An 18,628-nucleotide genomic window follows, 5' to 3' on the forward strand; every position below is an offset into this window, starting at 1 on the left:
GTATGCCTACTCCTGACTTCATCCGTGAGATCCGGGCCTCCGCCGGGCACCAGCTGCTGTGGCTGCCCGGCGTCAGCGCCGTCGTCTTCGACGACGCGGGGCGGGTCCTGCTGGGGCAGCGCGCGGACAACCACAAGTGGACGGTGATCTCCGGCATCCCGGAACCCGGGGAGCAGCCCGCGGCCGCGGCCGTGCGCGAGGTGCAAGAGGAGACGGGCGTGGACTGCGTCGTCGAGCGGGTCGTCCTGGTCCGGAGCGGCTCGGAGGTCACCTACCCCAACGGCGACAGGTGCCAGTTCATGGACATCACCTTCCGCTGCCGGGCCGTCGGCGGCGAGGCGCGCGTGAACGACGACGAGTCGCTGCAGGTGGGGTGGTTCGAGGTGGACGCGCTGCCGTCCATGGGGGAACGCCAACTGTTCCGGATCAAACAAGCACTGTCCGATGAACCCACATGGTTCGAGCCCATGAGTTTCGAATGAAGTATGGGCGTTGACCACATGGGGCGAGCCAGGGGTGCTGCCTAGGGTCGAACCATGACCCCGCCCAGCGCCCTTCAGGACCGCGCCTCCTCACCCCTGTCCTCGCTCGACCTCGGCGGCCGCACCGCTCTCGTCACCGGCGCCGCCAGTGGCATCGGCCGCGCCTGCGCGCTGCGGCTCGCGGCCGCCGGGGCGAAGGTCAGAGCGGTCGACCGGGACGCACGGGGCCTGGAGGAGCTCGCCGACGGGGCCCGGGGTCTCGCGGGCGCCGTGGAGCCGCACGTCCTCGACCTGACCGACCTGGACGCCGCCGAACTCGCCGCCGCCGGCACCGATGTCCTCGTCAACAACGCCGGGCTCCAGCTGGTGCGCCCCATCGAGGAGTTCCCGCCCGAGGTCTTCCACACGGTGCTCACCGTGATGCTGGAGGCACCGTTCCGGCTCCTCCGGGGCGCCCTGCCCCATATGTACGGGCAGGGGTGGGGCCGGATCGTCAATGTGTCCTCGGTCCACGGTCTGCGGGCCTCGGCGTTCAAGTCGGCGTACGTGGCGGCCAAGCACGGCTTGGAGGGACTCTCCAAGACCGCCGCCCTGGAGGGCGCACCCCATGGCGTCACCTCGAACTGTGTGAACCCCGCCTATGTGCGCACCCCCCTGGTCGAGAAGCAGCTCGCCGATCAGGCCCGGGCGCACGGCATCCCCGAGGAACGCGTCCTCACCGAGGTGCTGCTCCAGGACAGCGCGGTCAAGCGGCTCATCGAGCCCGAGGAGGTCGCGGAGGCCGTGGCGTACCTGTGCAGCCCGCAGGCGTCCTTCGTGACCGGCACGTCCCTGGTGATGGACGGGGGCTGGACGGCGCACTGAGCCGTGGGGCGCGCCGGGTCTCCCACAAGGCCGTGCCCTCGGCGGGGTTGTCCACAGGGCTGACGAGCCGACCGTGCGATGAGGAATCCTGTGAGCATGTCCCGCGATCACGTGCAGTCCGCCGAGCGCCCCGCCGGCAGCGCCGAGGCACCGTTCCTCGAGCTGCTGGCCAGGGGCGCGTCCGCCGACGCCTACGAGCAGCCGGTGCTGGTCGCCCGCGCCGAGGGACGGTCGGCCGAGCGGATCGCCGCGCTCGAACAGGCCAAGCTGGTCGCGCTGCGCGTGCGCTCGGAGCTGGAGGGAAGGCGTCGCCGCGAGGCCGAGCTCTCCGCGCTCTTCGAGACCGCGCACGACCTCGCGGGGCTGCGGGACCTGGACGCCGTGCTCCAGGCGATCGTGCAGCGCGCCCGTTCGCTGCTCGGCACGGACGTCGCCTACCTCAGCCTGAACGACCCGGTCCGCGGCGACACCTACATGCGGGTGACCGAGGGCTCGGTCGCCGCCCGCTTCCAGCAGCTGCGGCTCGGGATGGGGGAGGGGCTCGGCGGCCTCGTCGCGCAGACGGCCCGCCCCTACGTCACCGACGACTACTTCCAGGACGACCGCTTCCAGCACACCCGCACCATCGACAACGGCGTACGGGACGAGGGCCTGGTCGCCATCCTCGGTGTGCCCCTGATGCTCGGGCATCACGTGATCGGGGTGCTGTTCGCCGCCGACCGGCGGGCCCGGGTCTTCGAGCGCGAGCAGATCGCCCTGCTGGGCTCCTTCGCCGCGCTGGCCGCGGCCGCCATCGACACCGCGAACCTGCTCACCGAGACCCGCTCGGCCCTCGCCGACCTGGAGCGCGCCAACGAGATCATCCGGGACCGCAGCGGGGTCATCGAGCGCGCCTCCGACGTCCACGACCGGCTGGCCGAGCTGGTGCTGCGCGGCGGCGGGGTGCACGACGTGGCGGCCGCCGTCGCCGAAGTCCTCGACGGCAAGGTCGAGTTCACCGAGGCCGTCGCCACACCGCCCGAGGCACTGGAGGCCTCACGGGCCGAAGGACACGCGGTGCGGCACGGCGACGACTGGGTCGCGGCCGTCGCCGCCGGCGGCGAGGTCCTCGGCGCGCTCGTGCTGCACGGCCACCCAGGGCTCGACCCCGTCGACCAGCGCACCCTGGAGCGCGCGGCCATGGTCACCTCGCTGCTGCTGCTCGCCAGGCGCTCGGCGGCCGAGGCCGAACAGCGCGTCCGCGGCGAACTGCTGGACGACCTGCTGGACGCCCGCGACCGCGACCCGCGCCTGCTGCGCGAACGCGCCACTCGTCTGTACGCCGACCTCGACGCCGCCCATGTCGTCCTCGCCGCCCGCCTCGACGGCACCGCGGCCGACGCCGAGCAGGAGGCGGACGCCCGCAGACGCCTGTGGTCCGCGGCCTCCCACCTCGCCGCCACCCGGCACGGCCTGGCCGCCGCCCGCGACGGCGGCACCGTCCTGCTGCTGCCGCTGAAGCCGGGCGACAGCGCGACCGCCCTGGCCCGCCGCACCGCCCGTCACCTCGGCACGGCCGTCCACGAGGCGGTCACCGTCGGCGCGTCCGGGCCGGTCGAGGAGCCGGCGACCCGGCCGGAGAGCGTGGTCGCCGCCTACGAGGAGGGCCGGCGTTGCCTCGACGCGCTGCGGCTCCTCGGCCGCTCCGGCGATGGCGCCGCCGCGGAGGACTTCGGATTCCTCGGTCTGCTGCTGGCCGGTGACCGGGACATCGCGGGCTTCGTCGACCGCACGATCGGTCAGGTCGTGACGTACGACGAACGTCGCGGGACGGACCTCCTGCGCACTCTGGACGCGTACTTCGCCTGCGGTATGAGCCCGGCCCGCACGAAGGACGAACTGCATGTCCATGTGAACACGGTCGCGCAGCGGCTGGAGCGCGTGGGCCGCCTGCTGGGGGACGACTGGCAGAGCCCCGCACGTGCTCTGGAGATCCAACTCGCCCTGCGTCTGCAGCGGTTGTCCGCGGGGAGACAGCACTGACCCCCGCACGCACGGGCGTACGGGGGCCGGCTCGAGGGGATCAGACCGTGTGGGCGTCCGCGGTGGCGGTCCGGGCGGGCTCCGGGGCGGTGGCGGAGCGGACGTCGGCGAGGTCCCGGTTGCGGGTCTCCTTGGCCACGCCCACCGCGATGAGGGTGAGGACGGCCGCGGCGATCACGTAGAGGGCGATCGGGGTGGAGCTGCCGTAGTCGTTCAGCAGCGCGGTGGCGATCAGCGGGGCGGGTGCGCCGGCGGCGACCGAGGCGAACTGGGCGCCGATGGAGGCGCCGGAGTAGCGCATCCGGGTCGCGAACATCTCGGAGAAGAAGGCGGCCTGGGGTGCGTACATCGCCCCGTGCAGCACCAGACCCACGGTCACGGCGAGGATCAGGTTGCCGAAGCCGCCGGTGTCGATGAGGGAGAAGAACGGGAACATCCACAGGCCGATGCCGGCGGCGCCCAGCAGATACACGGGCCGCCGGCCGATCCGGTCGGAGAGGGCGCCCCACAGCGGGATCACCGCGAAGTGGACGGCCGAGGCGATCAGTACGGCGTTGAGGGCGGTCTGCTTGGAGACACCGGCCTCGCTGACGGCGTAGACGAGGATGAAGGCGGTGATGACGTAGTAGCTGATGTTCTCGGCCATCCGCGCGCCCATCGCGACCAGCACGTCCCGCCAGTGATGGCGCAGTACGGACACGATCGGGAGCTTCTCGGCGGCATCCCGCTGGGTGGCCTTGCGCGCCTCGGCGTGGGCCAGTGCCTGCTTGAAGACCGGCGATTCATCGACAGAGAGACGAATCCACAGACCGACGATCACGAGCACACCGGAGAGCAGGAACGGGATCCGCCAGCCCCAGCTGGTGAAGGCGCTGTCGGAGAGTACGGCCGTGAGCAGGGACAGCACACCGGTGGCCAGCAGCTGTCCGGCCGGTGCGCCGGTCTGCGGCCACGACGCCCAGAACCCGCGGCGCCGGGCGTCCCCGTGCTCGGACACCAGCAGCACGGCCCCGCCCCATTCACCGCCCAGCGCGAAGCCCTGGACCAGACGCAGCACGGTCAGCAGCACGGGAGCGGCCGAGCCGATCGTCGCGTGTGTGGGCAGCAGCCCGATGGCGAAGGTCGCCCCGCCCATCAGCAGCAGGCTCAGCACCAGCAGCTTCTTGCGGCCCAGCCGGTCGCCGTAGTGCCCGAAGACGAGGGCGCCGATGGGCCGGGCGGCGAATCCGACGGCGTACGTCAGGAACGAGAGCAGGGTGCCGACGAGCGGGTCGGAGTCCGGGAAGAACAGCTTGTTGAAGACGAGGGCGGCGGCGGATCCGTACAGGAAGAAGTCGTACCACTCGATGGTCGTGCCGATGAGACTGGCGGCGACGATGCGCTTCAGGTTGTTCGGCGTCGGTGGAGCGGGTGCTGCGGAGGCCATGAGCGCCACTTCCTCGTGTGCGGTGGGGACGGGTACGTGTGGCACACCGTAGAAATCCACAGGTCAGGCGCACATGTGGTGGGACAACATAGTTCGGCCGTGGAGTGTGAGCGCGGCCTCTACGTCGGGCACGCGAGAGCTGTGGTTTCGCCCGCGTCCGGGACGTGTCGGACGGCTGGATGTGAGCCGTCAGAGGGTGCCGGAGTCGTAGTCCTCGCGGTGTGCGAAGACCTCGTCCATGTGCGTCTGCGCCCACGCTCTGATCCCGCGCGTCATCTGGTGGAGCGAGAGACCGAGGTCGGTCAGCTCGTAGGTGACGGTGACAGGGACGGTCGGCGTCACGGTCCGCGTGAGCAGACCGTCGCGCTCCAGCGACCGTAGCGTCTGGGTCAGCATCTTCTGGCTGACCCCGGCCAGAAGACGAGCGATCTCGGAGTAGCGCATCGCCTGCGGAGCGTCCGCGTCTGCTGCACCGGGCCGGCCAGGGCCGCTGTCGCCGCCCAGCGCACACAGGATCAGGACGACCCACTTGTCCGAGATCCGGTCGATCAGCTGCCGGCTGGGGCACCCTGCCAGGAACGCGTTGTACTCCACCTTGGCCTGAGCCCTCTTCTCGGCCGCCTTCATCGTCGCCACTGATCGCACCTCTCACGGATGGGTGGGTTACGCACTCCCAAGTGCCTACTTCCCGACAGGAAGTTTCTCTCCAATGCTGATGCAGGGAGGCAGCAGACGCCACCCCCCAAGTGCACGACGAAAGGCAGCAGGATGAGCACACCCGCCCCCTCTCTTCCCGGCGGCACCTGGACTCTGGGTGACCTGACCGTCACCCGGTTCGGCTACGGTGCCATGCAACTGGCCGGACCGTGGGTCATGGGGCCGCCCGCCGATCGGGAGGACGCCCTGGCCGTTCTGCGGGAAGCGGTCGGCCTCGGTGTCACCCACATCGACACCAGCGACGCCTACGGGCCGCGCGTCACCAATGAGTTGATCCGCGAGGCGCTGCACCCTTATCCCGAGTCGCTGCACATCGTGACCAAGGTGGGTGCGACCCGCGACGAACAGGGTGGCTGGCCCACGGCCCGGCGACCCGAAGATCTGCGCCGCCAGGTCCACGACAACCTCACCTCTCTCCGGCTCGACGTACTCGACCTGGTCAACCTCCGACTCGGCAACGCCGAAGGTCCCCAGCCCGGCTCGCTCGCCGAGGCCTTCGAGACACTCGTCGAACTTCGGACGCAGGGCCTGATCCGCCACCTCGGGGTCAGCAACGCCACCGAGGAGCAGGTCGCCGAGGCACAGGGCATCGCGCCGATCGTGTGTGTGCAGAACATGTACAACCTCGCCCACCGCCACGACGACAAGCTCATCGACCGGCTCGCCACCGACGGCGTCGCGTACGTGCCCTTCTTCCCCCTCGGGGGCTTCACCCCGCTGCAGTCCTCGGCTCTCTCGGCGGTCGCCGCGCGACTGGAGGCGACACCGATGTCGGTCGCCCTGGCCTGGCTGCTGCAGCGTTCCCCGAACATCCTGCTCATCCCCGGCACGTCATCGACGGCGCACCTGCGCGAGAACATCGCCGGCGCGGGACTCTCCCTCTCGGATGAGGACCTGACCGAGCTGGACGACATCAGCCGCTGATTCCCACCAGCCGCTGGTACGGGTCCGTCGAAAAAAGGTGCGCGGAGATGTCGATCCAGGCACGCTCAGTTCGACGCAGAGGTGAGAGAAGGCCACCAACACGAGAGGTGAAGGCCATGCCCAAGGTCCGGGTTCACAACGTGACGATCTCCCTCGACGGCTTCCTGGCCGGTCCGAACCAGCGACTGGACGCGCCCTTCGGCGACGGCGTCGGCTGGGGCGACGAGCTGCACAGCTGGTTCGTCTCCGCGTCGGAGGACTCCGCCGCCGGCAAGTCCGGGATCGACGTCGACTACTTCGACCGCGCCGATCGGAACGTCGGCGCGACGATCATGGGGCGGAACATGTTCGGGCCGCAGCGCGGTCCGTGGGAGGACGAGTCCTGGAAGGGCTGGTGGGGCGACAACCCGCCCTACCACCACGACGTCTTCGTGCACACCCACCATCTGCGCCCCACGCTGGAGATGGCCGGCGGCACGGTCTTCCACTTCACCGACGAGCCGCCGGAGACGGTGCTGCAGCGTGCCTTCGACGCCGCGGACGGCAAGGACGTCCGGATCGGCGGCGGCGCGGCGGTCATCCAGCAGTATCTGCGCGCCGGGCTGATCGACGAGCTCCACCTGGTGATCGCGCCGATGCTCATCGGACGCGGGGAGCGGCTGTTCGAGAACCTGGGTGAGGGGATCGACGGCTACCGGGTGTCCGAACTGGTCGGCTCGCCGACCGTCACGCACGCTCTGCTGGTCCGCCGCTGAGCACAACGCCCGGCGGCACCCGCACTGAGCGGGGCTTCAGACGTCAGCCGTGTTCGGTGGTGTCCCTGACCCAGGGGAGTGCCCAGCGTTCCAGCAGCACCAGGGCGAAGTAGAGGAGGATGCTCATCAGGCCGATCAGGATGATTGCGGCCCAGGCGGTGGCGGTGTCGCCCACGCCGCCGGCCTGCACGATCAGGTAGCCCAAGCCGGCCTCACCGGCCTGGAACTCGCCGATGACCGCACCGATCGCGGCGAGCGGCATGGCGACCTTCAAGCCGACGAAGATCTGCGGCAGGGCGGCGGGCAGCCGTATCTTGCGGAATGCCTGCCAGCGGGAGGCATCGAGCGAGCGTGCCAGCTCGGCCAGGTCCGACGGGGTCGAGGTGAGGCCGGTCGCCGTGGAGAGCACGATCGGGAAGAAGCAGAGCAGGAAGACCATGGTGAGGACCGGCTTCTGACCCCAGCCGAGCGCCCCCACCAGCAGAGGTCCGAGCGCGATCTTCGGCACCGCGTTCACGGCGACCAGCAGTGGCGTGAACATGCGCTCCAGTACCCGCGAGGCGGCCAGCGACAGTCCGATCGCGACTCCGCAGACGGTGGACAGGACGAAGCCGACGACCGTCTCCACCGTGGTGTCGCCGGTGTGTTCCAGGAACCGGCCCGGGGCCGCGGTGAAGGCCGAGAACACCGCGCCCGGCGGTGGCAGTACCGCCGGGTGGATCACCTTCAGCGCCGAGGTCAGCAGCCACCACACGCCGAGCGCGACCAGCAGCCCGGCGACGGGCGACAGGACGATGCCGAAGCCCCTCGCACTCCTGGCACGGCCCTTCACCGGCGCGGCGCGCTCAGCCCTTCGGTACCAGGTCGAAGTCGATGATCTGCTCAGGAGTCATTCCCTTCGGCAACGTGCCCGCGTCCTCCAGGATCCCGATGCTCTTCGCCACCCGGCCGGAGTCCACCGTCCCGATCGCCGCGCCGGAACCGTCCTTCGGCGTGACGTACGCGGCCATCAACTCCAACTCGGCTGCCGCGGCGGCCGGATTGGTGGTGTCCACGTGCCGTTTCAGGATCGAGGAGGCTTCCTCGGTGTGGGCGAGGCTGTACTCCAGGCCTTTGAGCAGTGCCCCGGTGAACCGCCGCACCCCCTCCGGATCCTGCTCGGCGGTCTTCCTCGACGTGATCAGTACGTTCCCGTACAGGTCGGGTATCACATCGCTGTACGGCAGCAGCACGGCCTTCTTCTTCGTCACCGCCTCGACGGTCGGCTTGCCCACCACGAACTGGCCGATGCCGTCCACCGATCCGCCGGCAAGCGTGCCCATCAGGGTCTGTGCCTCGCCGTTGACCCAGGTCACCTTGGCGGCGTCCACGCCGGCCAGCCGGGCGTACGTCGGGAAGAGGTTGCGCACGACGGAGCCGGGCGTGTCGGCGAGCCGTTTGCCCTCCAGGTCCTTCGGTTTCGCGATGCCGTTGCCCTCGGTGGTGGCGATCGCGGCCATGGTGTGCTGCTGGATGGCGGCCACCGCGACGAAGTCCTTCGCCTGACCGTTGCCCATGTTGAGCAGACCGCCCGTCAGGTCGATGGGGCCGAACTGCGCCTGTCCGCTCACGACGGCCGGGATCACCCCGCCGGTGCCCTGGCCCGGCCTGATCGTCACATCGAAGCCGGCCTCTTCGAAGTACCCCTTGTCCTTGGCGACCCAGGCGTACGCGTCCCGGCCGAAGTTGCCGAAGGAGGTCAGATAGGTCACCTTCTTCAGGGCCCCGCCATCGGTACCGGTGTCCGTGTCGGAATCCGAGTCTCCGCACCCCGCCGCCAGCGCCAGCGCTGTGGCCAGGGATACCGCGGCGACCGTACGGGCGAACCTGATCATGCGCACGGTGTTGTCCTTTCGGAACGGTGTGACGGAACCGCCGAGGGCATGACACTTGGTGCGGTCAACAGCCTACGAGCGATGAGCAGTTGTGGGCCAGATGCAGGGCAAGGGGGCATGCGCCGAGCCGACGACGGGTACCGTCGACCGGCCTGCCGCGGGTAGCCTGACCGGGCGTCAGGACCCGGCCGGCAGCGATGGCCCGTGGATGGGGGAGACCGCCGGATGATCAGACTCACCGGTGTGTCCAAGAGCTTCACCGGCCGGTCCGGTGCGACGACGGCGCTCCAGGACATCGGCCTGCACATCGCCGAGGGCGAGTTCGTGGCGGTCGTGGGCCGGTCCGGGTGCGGCAAGTCCACACTGCTCAGGCTGATCGCCGGACTGCTGCCGGTCACCGAGGGCGTGATCACCATCGGCGGCGAGCAGGTCACCGGAGCCCGGCGGGATGTCGCCATGCTGTTCCAGCGGCCGGCGCTGCTGCCCTGGCGGTCCGTCCTGGACAACGTCCTGCTGCCCGTGGAGATCTTCGGCTGGAACAGGGCGCAGCATCGCGAACGGGCGTACCGGCTGCTGGGGACGGCCGGGCTGAGCGGTTTCGAGAGGCACCGGCCGCACGAGCTCTCCGGCGGCATGCAGCAGCGGGTCGCGCTGTGCCGGTCGCTGATGGGCGAGCCGCGGGTGCTGCTCATGGACGAGCCCTTCTCCGCACTCGACGCGCTGACCCGCGCGGACCTCGCGGTGGAGCTGCAGCGCATCCATCTCGCGAACGCGTCCACCGTCGTCTTCGTCACCCACTCGACGGACGAGGCCGTGCTGCTCGCCGACCGGGTGGTGGTCCTCACCCCGCGCCCGGGCCGGATCCGCGGGATCGTCGACATCGCCATACCCCGGCCGAGGACGCTGGGCCGCACCGAGCACCTGGACGAAGCGGCCCGCTGCAGCGCCGACCTGCACGAGCTGCTGATGGAACGGGACATGTCCCCGGCGGCCGAGACGGAGGGGCGATGAGCCTGCGGATCTGCATCTTCACCGAGCCCCACCGCGGCGCCGACTACGAGGACCAGCGGCGCTTCGCGCAACACGTCGAGGACTGCGGGTTCGAGGGCTTCTTCCGGGCCGATCACTATCAGGCGATGGGCGCCGATCCCGGCCTGCCGGGACCCACCGACGCCTGGGTGACACTCGGCGCGCTCGCCCGGGAGACCTCCCGGATCCGGCTGGGCACCTTGGTCACCTCGACCACCTTCCGGCTGCCGGGACCGCTCGCCGTGACGGTGGCGCAGGTCGACCGGATGAGCGGAGGCCGGGTCGAACTGGGCCTCGGCGCCGGCTGGTACGCACGGGAGCACACCTCGTACGGCATTCCGTTCCCGCCCGTCGCGGAGCGCTTCGACCGGCTGGAGGAGCAGCTGGCGGTGATCACCGGCCTGTGGCGGACACCGGTCGGCGAGCGCTTCAGTCACCGGGGCGACCACTACCGGCTCGTCGACGCGCCCGCCCTCCCGAAGCCCGTGCAGAGCCCGGCGCCGCCGATCATCGTCGGAGGGCGCGGCCCCAAGCGCACCCCGGAGCTGGCAGCCCGCTACGCGGACGAGTTCAACATGCCGTTCAAGTCGGTCGCGGAGACCGCCCGGGCGTACCGGCGGGTGGCCGAGGCGTGCGACCGGACCGGGCGGGCCGTCGCCGGCCGGCCGCCCCTGGTGCTCTCGGCCGGTGTCGTGGCGGCCATCGGCCGTACGGACGCGGAGGTGCGGAGGCGGGCCGCCCCGCTGCACGTCAAAAGCGCGCTGCCGCCGGAGGACCCGGTGATCGGATCCCCGGCCCGGCTGGTGGAGCGGCTCGGCGAGTTCGCCGCGGTCGGAGCCAGCCGTGTCCATCTGCGGCTGATCGACTTCCAGGACCTCGACCACCTGGAACTCATCGCCGGCGAGGTGCTCCCGCAGCTGTAGAACACCGGCTGCGGGAGCACCCACACCGGATCACTTCAGACCGGTCGACGCCTTGAGCAGAGTGGCGTCCGCGTCGTCTCCCTCCAGGGAATAGATCATCACTCCGGCCAGACCCTTGTTCTTGATGTACTGCCGCTTGGCCGTCATCGACTTGGGCGTCTCGACGCCGAAGAACGTGCTGCCGTCGTACATCCAGGTGGTCTGCGTCCGGCTGTCCCAGAAGATCGTCTGGTCGGTCAGCTTGTTCGCCGTCTTGAGCTCCTTGTAGAAGGCGACACCCGGGGCCTGCGAGTACGGGTACGCCGCCGGGGCGCCGGTCGCCGGCTGGTAGAGGCCGTTCTTGCCGCCGCTCGCCACCCCGGTCCACCCGCGGGCGTAGAAGGGCACGCCGAGGGTGATCTTGTTCGCCGGGAAGCCCTTGCCGATGTACGTGGTGATGGCGTCGTCCGCGGTCATGCCGGTCCCGTCGGCCGGGTCCGCCGCGGAACGGTACAGCGGGGCGTTGAAGTTGGTCGGTCCGGTGCCCTCCCAGGCGCCGTGCATGTCGTAGGTCATGATGTTGCCGAGATCCAGGTACGACGCGATCTTCCCGATCTCGATGTGGCTGATCTTCTTCGGGCCGGCCGGCAGCGCGGCGGTCAGCAGCTTGCCGGAGCCCAGCTGCGCGCGGAACTCGGCGAGCAGCGCGGTGAAGTTGGCCGCGTCCTGCGCACTGTAGTGGTTGCCGGTGTGGCCGTCGGGGCTGCCCGGGAACTCCCAGTCGATGTCGATGCCGTCGAACACGCCCGCAGCGGCGCCGTCGCCACCGGCCGGGTCGTCACCGATCTTCGGCAGGTTGCCCTTGATGAACATGTCGACACAGGACTTGACGAACTTCTTGCGGGAGGCGTCGGTCGCGGCGGCGTCCGAGAAGTACTTCGAGAACGTCCAACCACCGAGCGTGACCAGCACCTTGAGGTTCGGGTGCTTCGCCTTGAGCTTCTTGATCTGGTTGAAGTTGCCCTTCAGTGACTGGCCCCACTGGTCGGCGACACCGTCGACGCTCTCCGCGGCGGTGAAGCCCTTCTGGTAGTCGGCCCAGGCGTCGCTCGCGCCGTCGTTGCCGGTCGGGTCGCTCTCGTCGCTCGAACCGGACTTGTTCGCCGCCATGCAGGTCAGGTTGATCGGATCGATGTTCTGGAAGGCGTAGTTGAGCTTGGTCAGCTTGGCGGCAGTGCCGTTCTGGTCCAGGGTCTTCAGGTAGTACTGGTTGGCGTAGATCGACCAGGAGGTGAAGTACGCCACCCGCTCACCGGGTACACCGGCCTCGGCGCCCGACTCGTTCCACTTGAGGTCCTCGACGGCGCTGTCGCCGGGCAGCCGCCAGGCGTCGACGCCCTTGCTGGTGCTGTTGAACAGCAGGAAGTCCGAGACCCGGTCGACGTCGAGGTCGGAGAAGGCGCCGATGGAGCCGGCGAAGGCGCCGCCGGAGCGGACAGTGCCGAGCGACTTCCAGCCCGAGGCGTCGGCGGCCTCGGCGGCCGCGGCCGTACGGACGAGCTGGGTCGAGACCGAGGACGTGGCGCCCCAGGTGCCGTCGCCGGTGTTCTGCCACGCGAGCACGTCACCGGTCATGTACTGGACGACGACCGTGTCGGCGCGGCCGTCGCCGGTGATGTCGGTGAAGTAGAGCTGTCCGACCGGGCCCTCGGCCGGGTGCGTGAAGCGCTCAAGCTCGTCCCAGTCGCCGGGGCTCGGCATTCCGGTCGCCTTGTTCTCCCAGGCGGTGACGAAGTTGTTCCGGTCCACGAGGAGGAGGTCGTCGTCCTTGTCGCCGTCGAGGTCGGCGAACTGCGGTGTCCCGACGCCCAGGTCGTTCGCGACGATGACCGGGGCGGCCCACTTGATGTCGGTGCCGGTGGACTCGTTGCGCCAGACGCGCATGGCGGCGAAGCCGGTGCCGGACTCGGTGGCGCTGAGGAAGTTGATCAGGTCGTCGCGGCCGTCGCGGTCGAGGTCGCCGAAGTACGCGTCCTTGGGCGTCGCGGTGGCGGTGGCCGGAGCGGTGTCGCCCTCGGGCAGCCAGACCCGCTCACCCTCGGTGCCGCAACCGGCGTTCATCCAGGTGTAGAGCTTGCCGTTCTCGCTGACGACGCGGTCGCCGTCACCGTCGGCGTCGAGATCCGTGAACCGGGTCTGGGCGCTGTCCGCGCTGTCCACGATCTGGCCGAGCGAGGTCCACTCGCTCGCCGAGCCGTCACCGGCCGGTTCACGGCAGGTGCCGGTGGCCGCGGAGCCGGAGTTCATGTAGCGCGGCAGGTTGTTCATCAAGGAGGTCATGGCTTGAGCCAGCCAGTCGCCGCTGGAGGTACCGCCGCCGAACCAGGCCTGAATCTTCCGGAAGGTCAGCACGAGCTTGTCCGTGGCCTTCTGGAAGAACTCGCTGGCCTGCTGCGGCGCCAGCCAGCCGGCGAAGGCGCCGAGCAGGCCGTAGGCGACGGACTTCGCCATGGTGACGCCCCATTCGGTGGCGTCACCCCCCTTGCCGTCGGCGAGCTGGGTGACCGCGCTGTTCGTGAACTCGCCCAGGAACCCTCCGACGCCGGCGCACAGTGGGGGCGGCATGGCCGCCGCCTCGCAGAGGAGGGTCGCGGCGCCACCGACCACGAAGGCGAGCGTGACGATGGCGGCGGCCTGATACCAGTTCACATCCACCTCGACCTCGGGGGCCGTGATGGTGATGGTCACGACAGTGCCCTCGACCGACCAGGTGTGGTCGAAGTCGACGCCGCTCAGATCGGGCATGACGTCGTGCAGCTGGCCCTTGGTCTGTTCCTGCACCACCTCGTTGAGCTGCTTGCCCGAGTCGTCGATCGCGGCGAGCTTCTCGCGGAAGGGCTCGGCCAGTGCCGGGTCCTCGAAGTCATAGCTGATGGACCGGTCCTCGGCAGCTGTCGCGGCGCGCGCCGGCGGTGGGTTGATGCCACTGATCAGCAGGGCGGCGGCCGTGAGGGTCGCGACCAGGGTGAGCAGACGGCCGAAGGGGACACGTCTGCGCTTGTGGGGGGTGACAGAGGCTATCTCTGTCCCTCGATGCAGCAAATACATCGCCAAATCGTAGCGTCGGGTGATCACGGAAATCGGCGCGTACAGGCGAAATGTGTTGTCTCGGCGTTGTCTTGGTGTTGTCAGGGCAAGCCGCTCATCGCAGCGCCTCCCACGACGTCCGGGGCGAACAGGGTGCGTCCGGGGCCCCAGGGTGCGAGGGTCCGTTCGTGGCGGCTCGCCGCACAGGCGCGGTGACGGGCCCGGGTGGCGGCGTCGGCGCCGTACCAGATCCGTTGCGCCAGGCCGGGGTTGTGCGGCTGGAGACGCGGGCGCTGGACGTTGCCGGGGGAGTGGATAACCGTGTCCGGGCCGCAGAGGTGGTCGCAGCGCAGCACGTCGCCGAGCAGGTGCGCGTGCGGCATCCCGGTGCTGAAGCCGATCGGGATGACCGCGGTGCCGAGCTCGATCCGCTCGGTGCGCCGGCCGGCCGCCGCGAGGAACACCGCCGCCGAGCCGTTCGCCGTACTCGAAGAGGCCGGGGGTCTCTCCTCCAGACCGGGGTGATGGAGCGCTCTTGTTGTACGTCCATGGCGGGATGGGGCACCCCGTCCGAGAAGGCCTGGCCGTCTCACCTGCCGGGAAGCACCGTGCCGCTCGACCCGTTCCGGGCGCCCCGCCGGGCTCAGCCCAGTGGTGCCGAGGTGAAGTGCCGTACCTGGAGCGGCCCGAGGAGGTACTCCTCCTCGCCCGGCAGCACCACCGGCTGGTCACGCCAGTTCTCGCCGGCGTAGCCGGCCAGATCCTCCTCGCTGCGCCAGCGGCTGACGTACAGCAGCGAGTCCGGCGGCGCGAGGAGCACCTCGTGGTCCATCAGCCCCGGGTAGTGGCCGGGGAACTCGCGGACGGCGGAGACGATCATCTCGTGGAACGCGTCGAAGCGTTCAGGACGTACGCGTGCCTCACTCACCCTGATGATCACGGCCATCAGGGTGGCACACGGGTGGACGAGGCGCCACCTTCCCGGCGCGGGACGGCAAGGCCGCTCCGCGTCAGCCGCCCAGCGCCGCCAGCACGACCGACCTGGCCTCCTCCTGCACCTGACGCAGGTGGTCCGGGCCGAGGAAGGACTCGCCGTAGATCTTGTACACGTCCTCCGTGCCCGAAGGACGAGCCGCGAACCAGGCGTTGGCGGTGCCGACCTTGATGCCGCCGAGGGCGGCGCCGTTGCCGGGGGCCTCGGTGAGGACCGTGGTGACGGGGTCGCCGGCGAGGGTGTCGGCGGTGACCTGACTCGGGGACAGCTTGGCGAGGAGCGCCTTCTCCTCGCGGGAGGCCGGGGCGTCCACGCGCGCGTAGGCGGGGGCGCCGAAGCGCTCGGTGAGCCCGGCGTAGTGCTGCGACGGGGTCCTGCCCGTGACCGCCGTGATCTCCGAGGCCAGCAGCGCCAGAATGATGCCGTCCTTGTCGGTGGTCCACACCGAGCCGTCGCGGCGCAGGAAGGACGCGCCCGCCGACTCCTCGCCGCCGAAGCCGAGGGAACCGTCGGACAGCCCGTCCACGAACCACTTGAATCCGACCGGGACTTCGACCAGCGGCCGGCCGACGTCCGCCGCGACCCGGTCGATCATGCTGGACGACACCAGGGTCTTGCCGATCCCGGCCCCCGTCGGCCACTGCTCCCGGTGCGAGAAGAGGTACGAGATCGCCACGGCCAGGTAGTGGTTGGGGTTCATCAGACCCCCGTCGGGCGTGACGATGCCGTGCCGGTCGGCGTCGGCGTCGTTGCCGGTCGAGATGTCGAACCGGTCCCGCTGCTCGATGAGCGAGGCCATGGCGTACGGCGAGGAGCAGTCCATACGGATCTTGCCGTCCCAGTCCAGGGTCATGAAGCGCCAGGTGGGGTCGGCGAGCGGGTTCACCACCGTCAGGTCCAGGCCGTGCTGTTCGGCGATCCGGCCCCAGTACGCGACCGAGGCCCCGCCGAGCGGATCGGCGCCGATCCGCACCCCGGCGGACCGGATCGCGTCCAGGTCCAGCACGCTCGGCAGGTCGGACACGTAGGCACCGAGGAAGTCGTGGCGCCCGGTGCCGGGGGCGGCCAGCGCACGGGCGTACGGGATGCGTCGTACGTCCTTCAGGCCGCCCGTGATGATCTCGTTGGCGCGGTCCTGGATCCAGGAGGTCGCCTCGGAACCGGCCGGGCCGCCGCTCGGCGGGTTGTACTTGAAGCCGCCGTCGGCGGGCGGGTTGTGCGAGGGGGTGACCACCACGCCGTCCGCGAGAGCGGAGGTACGGCCCCGGTTGTGGGTGAGGATCGCGTGCGAGAGCGCAGGGGTGGGCGTGTAGCCGTCGGCCTGGTCGATGAGGACCGTCACGTCGTTGGCGGCGAACACCTCCAGCGCCGTGATCCGCGCGGGCTCGGACAGGGCGTGCGTGTCGGCGCCGAGGAAGAGGGGGCCGTCGGTGCCCTGGGCGGTGCGGTACTCGCAGATGGCCTGGCTGGTGGCGGCGATGTGGTCCTCGTTGAACGCCGCCGTGAGCGACGAGCCGCGGTGCCCCGAGGTGCCGAACGCCACCCGCTGCCCGGGCTCCGCCGGGTCCGGGTGCAGCGCGTAGTACGCCGTCACCAGGCGGGCCACGTCGATGAGGTCCTCGGGCCCGGCGACCTGCCCCGCTCGCGCGTTCTGCATTTCCCGCTCCTCCGCAAGGGTCGACCGTTGAGTACGGCGCTCATTCTCCCCTGTCCGCCGCGCCGGGACGCGCACCGGGCGGGCGTTGTGGCCCGCGAACGGCGGATGTCAGGATGCGGATCAGCGAGCGCAGGTACATCGACGTGTGTATCGACGTGTGTCACGAGGACCGACGGGAAGGGACACCGACATGAGCCGCGAGGACCGACGGCCGCCCGCCGCCGAGCTGTTCGACGTGCTGGGCGCCGACTACGAGAAGGCGTTCGCCCATGCCCCCGCGCACCGGGCCGCGCTGGAGTGGCTGATCGAGCGGCTGCCGCCCGCCGCCCGGACACTGGACGTGGGCAGCGGCACCGGGCGCCCCACCGCGGCCGCGCTCGTCGAGGCCGGGCACTCGGTGCTGGGTGTCGACATCTCCCCGGTCATGGTCGAACTCGCGGCCCGTCAGGTCCCCGAGGCCGAGTTCCGCTGCGCCGACATCCGTGAACTCCCCCTGGAGGAGGGGGCGTTCGACGGAGTGTGCGTGTTCTTCTCACTGCTCCAGATGACCCGCACGGAACAGACCGCGCTGCTGGGGCGACTGAGTTCCGCCCTGCGGCCCGGGGGCCATCTGGTGCTGGCCACCGTGCCGGCGGACGTGGAGGACGTCGAGGTGGTCTTCATGGGGCAGCCGGTCCGTGCGACAAGCTTCGCCGAGGAGGACGTCGTCGGCATGGTGGAGGCGGCGGGGCTGACGGTGCTCTCCCGGAGCAGCCCCGTGTTCACCCCGGACCACCCCGGCGCCGGACCCGAGCCCCACCTCTTCGTGCACTGCCGCCGGGACGTGCCCGGGCACTGACCCCCTGGGGCGCGGGATCAGCTGATGCAGACGATCCCGAGCAGGCACAGGCCCGAGGAGTCGGACGACGAGGCGGACCCGGCCGGAGCGGGCGTCGCCGGCGTGTCCGAACCGGACGAGCCGGAGGAGCCCGACGAGCCCGATGCGCTGGTGTCGGAGCCGTTGCCGCTGCCGGTGTCCGCGCCAGCGGAGGGCGTCGGCGAGGCCGTCTCCGTGACCGCCTCCGTCGTGTCGGACACCGTGGAGGTGGCCTTGGACCCGGCGGAGGACACGACCGTGTTCAGCTCGGTCGTGACGCTGTCCCGCTGAGCCGCCCCGGTCGACGGTGTGGCCTGCGGCTCGGTGGCGGACTGCTCGTGCGGTGCGTTCGTCGAGGACGCGTGGGCGGACGAGGTGCGCTCGGTACGCTCCGCCACCGCGGGTGTCGTCGAGGTCGCGGTGCCGTCCGTGGCCTGCTCCTCGGCGATCCCCATGGCTTCCCTGTTGTCGGGCGCGGAGGCCGCCTGGGTGCGGTCCGTGGACTGACGGTCCATCGAGACGGCGCTCAGGCCACCGCCGACCAGGGCGACCGCGGTGGCCACCAGGGCCCGGCGCTGGGTCTTCTTCCAGCGTTCCCGCTGGCGCCGCCGTGCGGCTCGGCCCACCGGCGCGGGGGTCGCGGGGGCGTCAGGACCGTCGTACGGGTGTTCCTGCGGCGCCTCGCCGCTCTCCTCGGCACCGGAGTCCTTGTCGTGCCACAGATGCGCCGGGGACTGCCAGGGTGCCGGGGCCGTCTCGGCGGCCGGTTCGGGCCTCGCGACGGCGAGGGGAGCGATGTCCGGCGCGTACGCACCGCAACCGGGGCACACCAGGGCGCCGTTGAGATGCCGACGGCACGTGGAGCAGTAGTCCATCTGCGGTCTTCCTGTGTTCACTTACGCACGGGGGGAGCGAGCCGCGGCCAAAGGTAGCGAGGCTTTCGAAAGCACATGTGCAGTCTGTGTGACACCCCTGCGCAGATGTGCCCAGGATGTGACCGCACAACGACACAATCGCGCGGTGTTTCCGCGGGTTGCAT

17 protein-coding genes are annotated in these 18,628 nt (G+C 70.5%); 8 read left to right on the forward strand and 9 right to left on the reverse strand.

Going from position 1 to position 18,628, the window contains the following annotated elements:
- The first annotated feature begins 2 nt into the window (after positions 1-2).
- The 3 genes from PH203_RS19920 to PH203_RS19930 all read left to right on the forward strand — a co-directional run bounded on the left by PH203_RS19920 (position 3) and on the right by PH203_RS19930 (position 3,368).
- Positions 3-482, forward strand: coding sequence for an NUDIX domain-containing protein (locus PH203_RS19920; RefSeq protein ID WP_289921511.1), 480 nt, complete (start codon positions 3-5; stop codon positions 480-482).
- Positions 483-536: 54 nt separating this feature from the next.
- Complete coding sequence (locus tag PH203_RS19925; RefSeq protein ID WP_289921512.1) at positions 537-1,346, forward strand: 3-hydroxybutyrate dehydrogenase; 810 nt, start codon at positions 537-539, stop codon at positions 1,344-1,346.
- 96 nt (positions 1,347-1,442) lie between these two features.
- Complete coding sequence (locus PH203_RS19930; protein WP_289921513.1) at positions 1,443-3,368, forward strand: GAF domain-containing protein; 1,926 nt, start codon at positions 1,443-1,445, stop codon at positions 3,366-3,368.
- 40 nt (positions 3,369-3,408) lie between these two features.
- On the opposite strand, the gene PH203_RS19935 is transcribed toward PH203_RS19930, so the two are convergent.
- Together PH203_RS19935 and PH203_RS19940 are read right to left on the reverse strand one after the other, a co-directional pair.
- On the reverse strand, positions 3,409-4,794 hold the full coding sequence (locus PH203_RS19935; protein ID WP_289921514.1) for an MFS transporter: 1,386 nt from the start codon (positions 4,792-4,794) through the stop codon (positions 3,409-3,411).
- 189 nt (positions 4,795-4,983) lie between these two features.
- Complete coding sequence (locus PH203_RS19940; protein WP_289921887.1) at positions 4,984-5,421, reverse strand: helix-turn-helix domain-containing protein; 438 nt, start codon at positions 5,419-5,421, stop codon at positions 4,984-4,986.
- A 141-nt stretch (positions 5,422-5,562) separates the two neighbouring features.
- Here PH203_RS19940 and PH203_RS19945 point away from each other — a divergent pair, with 141 nt between their 5' ends.
- Both PH203_RS19945 and PH203_RS19950 read left to right on the forward strand, forming a co-directional pair.
- A complete protein-coding gene (locus PH203_RS19945) occupies positions 5,563-6,435 on the forward strand; it encodes an aldo/keto reductase family oxidoreductase (protein ID WP_289921515.1) in 873 nt (290 codons plus the stop codon).
- Positions 6,436-6,551: 116 nt separating this feature from the next.
- A complete protein-coding gene (locus PH203_RS19950) occupies positions 6,552-7,190 on the forward strand; it encodes a dihydrofolate reductase family protein (RefSeq protein WP_289921516.1) in 639 nt (212 codons plus the stop codon).
- A gap of 43 nt (positions 7,191-7,233) precedes the next feature.
- On the opposite strand, the gene PH203_RS19955 is transcribed toward PH203_RS19950, so the two are convergent.
- The gene (locus PH203_RS19955; RefSeq protein ID WP_289921517.1) at positions 7,234-8,022 is read right to left on the reverse strand and encodes an ABC transporter permease; all 789 of its coding nucleotides are present in this window, start codon (positions 8,020-8,022) and stop codon (positions 7,234-7,236) included.
- A 13-nt stretch (positions 8,023-8,035) separates the two neighbouring features.
- A complete protein-coding gene (locus PH203_RS19960; RefSeq protein WP_289921888.1) occupies positions 8,036-9,064 on the reverse strand; it encodes an ABC transporter substrate-binding protein in 1,029 nt (342 codons plus the stop codon).
- A gap of 225 nt (positions 9,065-9,289) precedes the next feature.
- Here PH203_RS19960 and PH203_RS19965 point away from each other — a divergent pair, with 225 nt between their 5' ends.
- Together PH203_RS19965 and PH203_RS19970 are read left to right on the forward strand one after the other, a co-directional pair.
- Positions 9,290-10,075, forward strand: coding sequence for an ABC transporter ATP-binding protein (locus tag PH203_RS19965; RefSeq protein ID WP_289921518.1), 786 nt, complete (start codon positions 9,290-9,292; stop codon positions 10,073-10,075).
- Positions 10,072-11,016: an LLM class F420-dependent oxidoreductase gene (locus PH203_RS19970; protein ID WP_289921519.1), complete on the forward strand. Its 945-nt coding sequence runs from the start codon at positions 10,072-10,074 to the stop codon at positions 11,014-11,016. Before PH203_RS19965 ends, PH203_RS19970 begins: the two co-directional genes overlap by 4 nt.
- Positions 11,017-11,046: 30 nt before the next feature.
- Here PH203_RS19970 and PH203_RS19975 read toward each other — a convergent pair whose 3' ends face one another.
- The 4 genes from PH203_RS19975 to pgm form a co-directional block, all read right to left on the reverse strand.
- Positions 11,047-14,103, reverse strand: a complete 3,057-nt coding sequence (locus tag PH203_RS19975; protein ID WP_289921520.1) for a glycoside hydrolase family 18 protein — start codon at positions 14,101-14,103, stop codon at positions 11,047-11,049.
- Between the two features lie 80 nt (positions 14,104-14,183).
- On the reverse strand, positions 14,184-14,546 hold the full coding sequence (locus tag PH203_RS19980; RefSeq protein WP_289921521.1) for a hypothetical protein: 363 nt from the start codon (positions 14,544-14,546) through the stop codon (positions 14,184-14,186).
- 179 nt (positions 14,547-14,725) lie between these two features.
- A complete protein-coding gene (locus PH203_RS19985) occupies positions 14,726-15,028 on the reverse strand; it encodes an antibiotic biosynthesis monooxygenase (RefSeq protein WP_289921522.1) in 303 nt (100 codons plus the stop codon).
- Between the two features lie 64 nt (positions 15,029-15,092).
- Entirely contained in the window at positions 15,093-16,733 is a 1,641-nt protein-coding gene (gene pgm / locus PH203_RS19990; protein WP_289921523.1) for a phosphoglucomutase (alpha-D-glucose-1,6-bisphosphate-dependent), read from the reverse strand.
- Positions 16,734-16,923: 190 nt separating this feature from the next.
- On the opposite strand from pgm, the gene PH203_RS19995 reads away from it, so the two are divergent.
- Entirely contained in the window at positions 16,924-17,571 is a 648-nt protein-coding gene (locus tag PH203_RS19995) for a class I SAM-dependent methyltransferase (protein ID WP_289921524.1), read from the forward strand.
- Positions 17,572-17,588: 17 nt separating this feature from the next.
- Here PH203_RS19995 and PH203_RS20000 read toward each other — a convergent pair whose 3' ends face one another.
- Positions 17,589-18,485 carry a hypothetical protein gene (locus tag PH203_RS20000; RefSeq protein ID WP_289921525.1) on the reverse strand — a complete coding sequence of 299 codons (897 nt, stop codon included), beginning with the start codon at positions 18,483-18,485 and terminating at the stop codon, positions 17,589-17,591.
- Positions 18,486-18,628 lie beyond the last annotated feature (143 nt).

The sequence above is a fragment of the Streptomyces sp. S.PB5 genome (assembly GCF_030403745.1).
Classification (GTDB): Bacteria; Actinomycetota; Actinomycetes; order Streptomycetales; family Streptomycetaceae; genus Streptomyces.

Excerpts from the sequence above, each read along its gene's own strand:
- PH203_RS19920 (WP_289921511.1), top strand. The coding sequence starts at position 3 with ATGCCTACTCCTGACTTCATCCGTGAGATCCGGGCCTCCGCCGGGCAC.
- PH203_RS19925 (WP_289921512.1), top strand. The coding sequence starts at position 537 with ATGACCCCGCCCAGCGCCCTTCAGGACCGCGCCTCCTCACCCCTGTCC.
- PH203_RS19930 (WP_289921513.1), top strand. The coding sequence starts at position 1,443 with ATGTCCCGCGATCACGTGCAGTCCGCCGAGCGCCCCGCCGGCAGCGCC.
- PH203_RS19935 (WP_289921514.1), bottom strand. The coding sequence starts at position 4,794 with ATGGCCTCCGCAGCACCCGCTCCACCGACGCCGAACAACCTGAAGCGC.
- PH203_RS19940 (WP_289921887.1), bottom strand. The coding sequence starts at position 5,421 with ATGAAGGCGGCCGAGAAGAGGGCTCAGGCCAAGGTGGAGTACAACGCG.
- PH203_RS19945 (WP_289921515.1), top strand. The coding sequence starts at position 5,563 with ATGAGCACACCCGCCCCCTCTCTTCCCGGCGGCACCTGGACTCTGGGT.
- PH203_RS19950 (WP_289921516.1), top strand. The coding sequence starts at position 6,552 with ATGCCCAAGGTCCGGGTTCACAACGTGACGATCTCCCTCGACGGCTTC.
- PH203_RS19960 (WP_289921888.1), bottom strand. The coding sequence starts at position 9,064 with ATGATCAGGTTCGCCCGTACGGTCGCCGCGGTATCCCTGGCCACAGCG.
- PH203_RS19965 (WP_289921518.1), top strand. The coding sequence starts at position 9,290 with ATGATCAGACTCACCGGTGTGTCCAAGAGCTTCACCGGCCGGTCCGGT.
- PH203_RS19970 (WP_289921519.1), top strand. The coding sequence starts at position 10,072 with ATGAGCCTGCGGATCTGCATCTTCACCGAGCCCCACCGCGGCGCCGAC.
- PH203_RS19975 (WP_289921520.1), bottom strand. The coding sequence starts at position 14,103 with ATGTATTTGCTGCATCGAGGGACAGAGATAGCCTCTGTCACCCCCCAC.
- PH203_RS19985 (WP_289921522.1), bottom strand. The coding sequence starts at position 15,028 with ATGGCCGTGATCATCAGGGTGAGTGAGGCACGCGTACGTCCTGAACGC.
- pgm (WP_289921523.1), bottom strand. The coding sequence starts at position 16,733 with ATGCAGAACGCGCGAGCGGGGCAGGTCGCCGGGCCCGAGGACCTCATC.
- PH203_RS19995 (WP_289921524.1), top strand. The coding sequence starts at position 16,924 with ATGAGCCGCGAGGACCGACGGCCGCCCGCCGCCGAGCTGTTCGACGTG.